The 6,703-nt window shown below is 38.5% G+C and carries 3 protein-coding genes; all 3 read right to left on the minus strand.

Annotated elements, in window-relative coordinates; translation table 11 throughout:
* On the minus strand, window positions 1–3,810 hold a 3,810-nt coding region (locus L2764_RS25145), incomplete at its 3' end, for a type I polyketide synthase (RefSeq protein WP_248943106.1).
* A gap of 139 nt (window positions 3,811–3,949) precedes the next feature.
* The gene (locus tag L2764_RS25150; protein ID WP_248943107.1) at window positions 3,950–4,261 is read right to left on the minus strand and encodes a hypothetical protein; all 312 of its coding nucleotides are present in this window, start codon (window positions 4,259–4,261) and stop codon (window positions 3,950–3,952) included.
* Between the two features lie 1,101 nt (window positions 4,262–5,362).
* The gene (locus L2764_RS25155; protein WP_248943108.1) at window positions 5,363–6,247 is read right to left on the minus strand and encodes an IS1595 family transposase; all 885 of its coding nucleotides are present in this window, start codon (window positions 6,245–6,247) and stop codon (window positions 5,363–5,365) included.
* Between the last annotated feature and the right edge of the window lie 456 nt (window positions 6,248–6,703).

Below are 6,703 nucleotides of genomic sequence, written 5' to 3' on the forward strand. Positions count from 1 at the left end.
GTTTAAGGGCGGTAATGACGCCGCCTTATCTTGTACTGTGCCAAGAATTTCCACCCGTTTAATCGAATCAATGCCTAAATCTGCCTCCATATCCATATCAAGGGATAACATGTCTGTGGGATAACCGGTTTTTTCAGCAACAACATCAAGCATCATGGTTTCCATTTCATGTGGGATCTGACCCATGACAGGCTGACTTTCATGAGCTGTACATTCTTTGAGAGCCCCTTCTTTAAGCACTCGGTCTTTAAGTGCATTGTCATTAATAACCTTTTCACTAACGCTTTCCCTTTTGAATTCCCCGCAGTTAATCTCTTCTTTTTTAACACTTTCACTTTTAAAAGGATTATCTTTAATCGCTTTGGCTTGAGGCATATTCTCTTGAAACATTTTATCTGAAGATTCAGCATGTTCTTGCATAAATGAATCAAACAATTGACTGCTAGCCTGTGCTTGCAGTGCTAAGAATTTTTCATGCTGTTTCAGTGTATCCGCTTGCTCTTGATGAAATTCATCAATGCTTTTTTGTAAATATGATGGTATTGCAACCCCCTCATCGAATAACTTATTTTGCTCCGCCATTAGATGGGTCACAGTGTCATTATATTGCTTCGGGATCGCTAAAAATGCGCTATGTAATGCTGTCATTTTTTGTTGTGTTAACAATAAAGAAGAAACGTTTTGCTTATCGATGGCTGAAAAATCACAATGGCTCTCGGCTGTTGCCACTTCAGACGATATCAAATCCTGTTTAGTCTCTGCAAAAGGTTTTGCATCATTGGAAGTGTGCTCGACGACACTGTTATCAATCATGCTATTAGCTGATTTTTGCGCCCCAAAAGAAACCTGACCAGTGGTTAAAGATTTCGCCATTTTAGCTTGCGTTGCCTGACTAATGTGATTCGTCGCCGTCAACTTAATATGCATAGGCGTTAATTTTTCAAGCACTCGCTTAGGCGCTTGGTATGGATCGAGGTTATTCAATGCAATGCCCACAACAGCCATTTGAACAGCCGCTAATCTCAATTGTTGATCACTATCTCCTTTAGGGTTAGGGTTCATACTGATAATACTTAAATCATCACTTTTATCCGCTAATATATCTGTAACCAATTTCTGAAGAATATTCTTCGGACCAAACTCAACGAACACTCGCGCGCCCGCTTCATACATAGCAATAATTTGCTGACTAAAACAAACCGATTGCAACATATGTTGTTTGAAACCAGCTTTAATATCATTAGCCTCTTTTGAATACTGCTGACCAGTACTATTACTGTATAAAGGGCACTGAGGAGAGAGAAAATCGACGTTATCAATTGCTTCACTAAAAGGCCTTTGTGCATGGCTGACTAAAGGCGTATGAAAAGCTGCAGAAACAGGGAGATTAATCACACTAAATCCAAGATCAACTAAGGCTTTTCCCGCCTTATCCACTGCTTCACTCGGACCGGCGATAACCACTTGAGTCGGAGAGTTATAATTGGCGACTCTCACATCATTAAAATCAGCTAAACATATTTCAAGTTGCTCTAGAGTCACGCCAGCTTTAGCCACTACAGCTCGCATACTCCCTCTATCAACACTTGCATGTTCATCATCAGGCATAGCTGCCATCGCTTCACCACGAGCATAAGTTAATTGGTAATAATCTGTCAGTTTAATAACCCCTGCCGCATAAAGCGCAGTTAACTCACCAAAACTATGACCAGCCACCATGTCAGCCTGAAATCCTGCCGACAACATTAGCTGATATTGACCTAAAGAAAGGGCACCAATAGCACTTTGCGCATTAAGTGTATTGGTTAAATTGGCTTCCTGTTGTTTAACCTCAGATAATTCAAAAACGGGCTTGGGATAAACATGCTCTGATACCGGAATTTGAGCATGTTTATTAAAGACTTTATCTGCAAGTAAAAATTGCGCTCTGATTTCAGGGAAATGACAACTTAACTCTCGTCCCATGTTTAAATATTGAGCGCCTTGACCAGCGAACAAAGCGGCAATCTTCTTTTCCTTATCTGCAGATGCGATCAACGCACCTGAGCGATACACCATTCCGCCTATTCCTTGCCAATGTCCTGCATCATTAGCGTTAAACATCGTCAAAGCTTGGGTTAATAAATGATCAAGCTCGGCTGCGTTTTTTGCTACTAAGCCTAAACGAGGCGCATCGTCATCTAACATTCTAAGCAGATGAGCTGCCGCAATATCCATAAAGCAAGCACACTCTTGCTGACAAAGCTGCTGAGTTTCCTTTAAGACATTGATGAGTTCCGCTTTTGATGGCTGACTAAATAGAAAAGTTTCAGGCACACTGCGATGACGATATTGGCTATGCCTGTCATTTCGCTTATAATCTGAGCAATATTCCTCTAAAACAAAATGAAAGTTAGTGCCACCGAAACCAAAAGAACTGATCCCCGCTCGACGAGGAATATCATCGACTCGTGCCAACCACGGACGTGTCTCAGTATTAAGATAAAAAGGTGAAGCTTGAATGTTGAGTTTAGGGTTAGGTTGCGACACATTAATCGTCGCTGGCAATACCTTATGGTGTAAAGCCAACGCCGCTTTAATCAGCCCTGCTGTACCCGCTGTCGACTTAGTATGCCCTATTTGTGATTTCACCGATCCTAATGCAATATGCTGCTTGCCATCTACGTGCTCTGAAAACACACTTTTTAAGCCTTCAAACTCAGCTAAATCTCCCGCAGCGGTTCCCGTTCCGTGCGCTTCGACCATTCCTAAGGTATGAGGGAGTATTCCAGCATCATCATATGCTCGCCTTAACGCCTTAGCTTGCCCTTCTGAACGAGGAGCATAAATACTCTTGAATTTACCATCAGATGAAGAACCTATGCCTTTAATAACAGAGTAGATACGATCGCCATCACGCTCGGCATCGGCCAAACGTTTCAACACAACCATCCCAATACCTTCACCGATCATCATGCCTTTAGATTCTATATCAAAAGGTTGGATGACTTCTTGGGTGGTGAAAGCCGGTGTTTTTGAAAAACTCATGAACATGGACGGAGAATTATCAGTACAAACTCCACCCGTTATCATCATTTCACTTCGACCATCCACTAATTCACTAATGGCCATTCTCATCGCTGCCAAAGAGCCTGCACACGCAGCATCAACAACGCAATTCATACCACCTAAATTAAATCGATTAGCAATACGACCCGCAATCACATTACCTAATGATCCTGGAAATGAATTCTCTTCCCAATGAATATACTGATCTTGAAATTTCTTAATCAGCATTTCGCTATCGCTATCGCTAATCCCACTGTGCTTAAAGACTTTTCTCAAGAGGGGATATTGTAAACGTGCGGTTAAACTATGAAGAATTTTTTGCCCGCCTCCGACGCCAAGAGTAATGCCTATCTTATCTCGATCATAACCCTCAGTAATCCGAGCATCGGCTAATACTTCTTTTGCCACCAATAAAGAAAGTAATTGTGATGTATCCGTTAACTCTAAAATATTAGGTGGCAAGCCAAACTCCATTGGATTAAAATCAACTTCAGGTAAGAACCCTCCTTTTTTACAATAACTTTTATCCGGTACTTTTTTATTAACATCAAAATAATCTTCAGCTAGCCAATGGGTTTCAGGCACATCTGTGATGGCGTTAACTTTATCACTAATAAGATCCCAAAATTGCTCTAAATAACGGGCATGTGGAAATAAACTTGCCATACCGACAATCGCAATTGGCGAGTCTTTAAGACGCTTATTCAGTCTAGGATCATTCAAACTATTATTGTGTCTAGTGTCATCATTAAGTTTCATCATAGCTCTCCAGTAACAGCCTCTTACTCTGGTATTAATATGCATTATTTAAATTAAAAAAATAAACATTTAAAAATAAGGATTAATTAACAAATCTATTTTCATTATTCATCAGCGAGTCTAATTTCAACACCTAATGCTTTCAGTGTTTTATTTTATGCTGTTCAAAAACCTCATAAAAAGTTGACCAAAATAATGTTTGACTAAATAAAATTAAAAAACATTTTTCTTTTCTAGACATGAATTCAATAGGATCACTGATTCCCTTGCCATCAATTAAATAATCCCAACAGTTTTCAATAACCTGATAGATATTGGTACCCGTTATTAATAATACGACAACATCACAACTATCATCCTTAGACAATCTAGCCAAGATAATATGGCCTAAGAAACCGGAAGATCCAGTAAAAATAATTCTTTTAAAATGCGCGTTTTTATTAACATGCTGCATATGTCACCTATAAACTAAAAATAAATGTATCTCATTTAAAATTTTTTGATATTTACATATAAAAACTAAGCTTTTTTAGGACAACACTGACTATACAATAAAGCAATTAAACAACAAGGAGGCAACATACCTTTAATACTTAAATTCATACTCAAGTAATACTTAACTAATACTAAATAGAGAAATAATACTTTAAGGCAATAATATCTAATACCAAACTCCTAGTTTTATTAAAAAAGGGACATATACCAATACGACTCAATATGTAATCTTTCAGCGGGCGTTAAAAACACGGTAGAAAATGTCATTAATAACGCCATTCATTAACTGATTACCAGCCTTTAATATTTAAGGATGAACGACCTGAGGGTCGTCATCCTTAAAGCGACTTGTTATCCTCGGCTTTAGTTCAAACGTAGCTCTACCTTCCCCCATCCATGGAGGCTTATATCGAAAATCTGCAGCATAACGTGTTTTGAAATCCACACTCTATGAGCCTCACAGACATTCTACTGCTATGTAATATTGAACTTAAAAGGGTACATCAATATGAATTGAGAAGTCTGAATTAACCACTGACTTAATAGGATTTAGTCGGATAGGGAAATCGTTAAAAGCGGTTAGCAATAAGAGAACATAACATTAAATTAATCTTTATGCTTATGGGAATGATAAAAGGTGACATCAGCAGCCATAAAGGTAGGAATTAAGGAGGTTGTTTTAACATTCACGAGGGTCATTTAATCAACGACCCCCACGCCAAGGCTTTTCGCTTAGGCTCAAATTCGCTACGCGAAGAGGGGTATCTAAATGACTCCAAAGTCTAAATACTTCTACGCCGCAAGCAGCGAGGAATTAAACCCTACTGAGATTAAAATATGTATGTACACACTTATTACTTTATGAGATCTACGTATTAACATTTTCTTTTATTATGTAAAGTTAACAACTAGATCCGATAATTATAATTTATATACATACTAATAATATCAAACTGACACAATCCTCGGCCTTCGAGTCATGAGAGCTTAAGGTTAGTCTTCCCTATGTTCCACTATTTATTATTTTATGGGTATAATAAAACATGCTTATGTACCTGACTCAGTACGAATGTACGGGCGCATGAATTATTGCCAGCTTTAACAGTCTATTGGGGATCTCTTTTTCCATTTTTCGTCGGTTAAACCGATAACAGAACTCACCAAGGTATTCTTGTAAGTACTTTCCCGAGACGCCGTGAAATGTGCCAAGTAAAAATGCTTTTAAGTTACCTATTGCAATATGAACCCAAGGCAGCCATTCATCAACCAACTCACTCGGTGTGACTCTCGCCTCATGCTGTTGAGTGTTATCTATAATATTCAAAGCGGGAAATCCGTCAGTATGAACTTCTTGCTGTGCATTTAAGTGCCTCGTAACAAAATCTTTAACGGCTTCATGACAAACACTGTCGACTGCCTGCATAGCGATAAATCCCGCGCCTTTCCCTTTGCTTTCAACCGCAACTAACACAGGCGTTTTCCCTGCGGCTCCACGTCCGCGCTTACCTTTCCTCTTCCCTCCAACTAAGGCATCATCAATTTCAATGATACCTGAAAGCCTATACAGACTGTCTCTATGGCCCATTGCCGTTCTCAATTTACTCAATATTAAGCGTGCCGTTCGCCAATTAACCTCAATAAGTTTACTGAGTCTCAATGCTGAAATGCTGCCTTTATCTGAGCCTAGAAAATAGATGGCCCAAAACCACTTAGCTAAGGGAATACGGCTACCGTGGAATAAAGTATCTGCGGTGATTGATGTTTGTTTATGACACTGACTACATTCATAGACATCACGAGTAGCGAGCTGATAACTATGCTCACAACTGCACCTAGGGCAAATAAAACCAATAGGCCACCTCATGTGCTTTAGGTGGTTTAAACAATCAATTTCAGAACCAAACTGGCGTTGCCATTCAAAAAAACTAGCTCCAGGCGTTTTCATCGTCAATCTCACTTCTAGCCGTGATTTATACTATAAGCATAGACTGAAACTGACTCATCTGCAGAGGCATGTAATAAAATAAAGAATGGTATTATCAAATATGATAGCAATTATTTTAAAGTGTTTTCACTCTTATTTTATTATTAACAATAATTCCATATTGTAAGATGAAAAATAATTTTTTATTCCTAAATAGTCAGCACCGTTTTAAGGTGAGTGTATCTACAAATAATGACACCCCCCTCTATTTTGACTATAACAGTTTAAAAACAAGACTAAATTTCAAATGATTCCCTCTAATTATTGACTGTATATTGACGAACTTGGCTCTCAATCAAGTTCGACATAAGTACCTGAGTATTAAATTATCATAAATTCGTTCACTATTAGAGCAACGTGATAATTTCAGTACTTATCGCATCATTGAACTTGTTTGTTTATCATTATTTTTGTATA

It is taken from the genome of Shewanella surugensis (genome assembly GCF_023284005.1).
GTDB lineage: Bacteria > Pseudomonadota > Gammaproteobacteria > Enterobacterales > Shewanellaceae > Shewanella > Shewanella surugensis.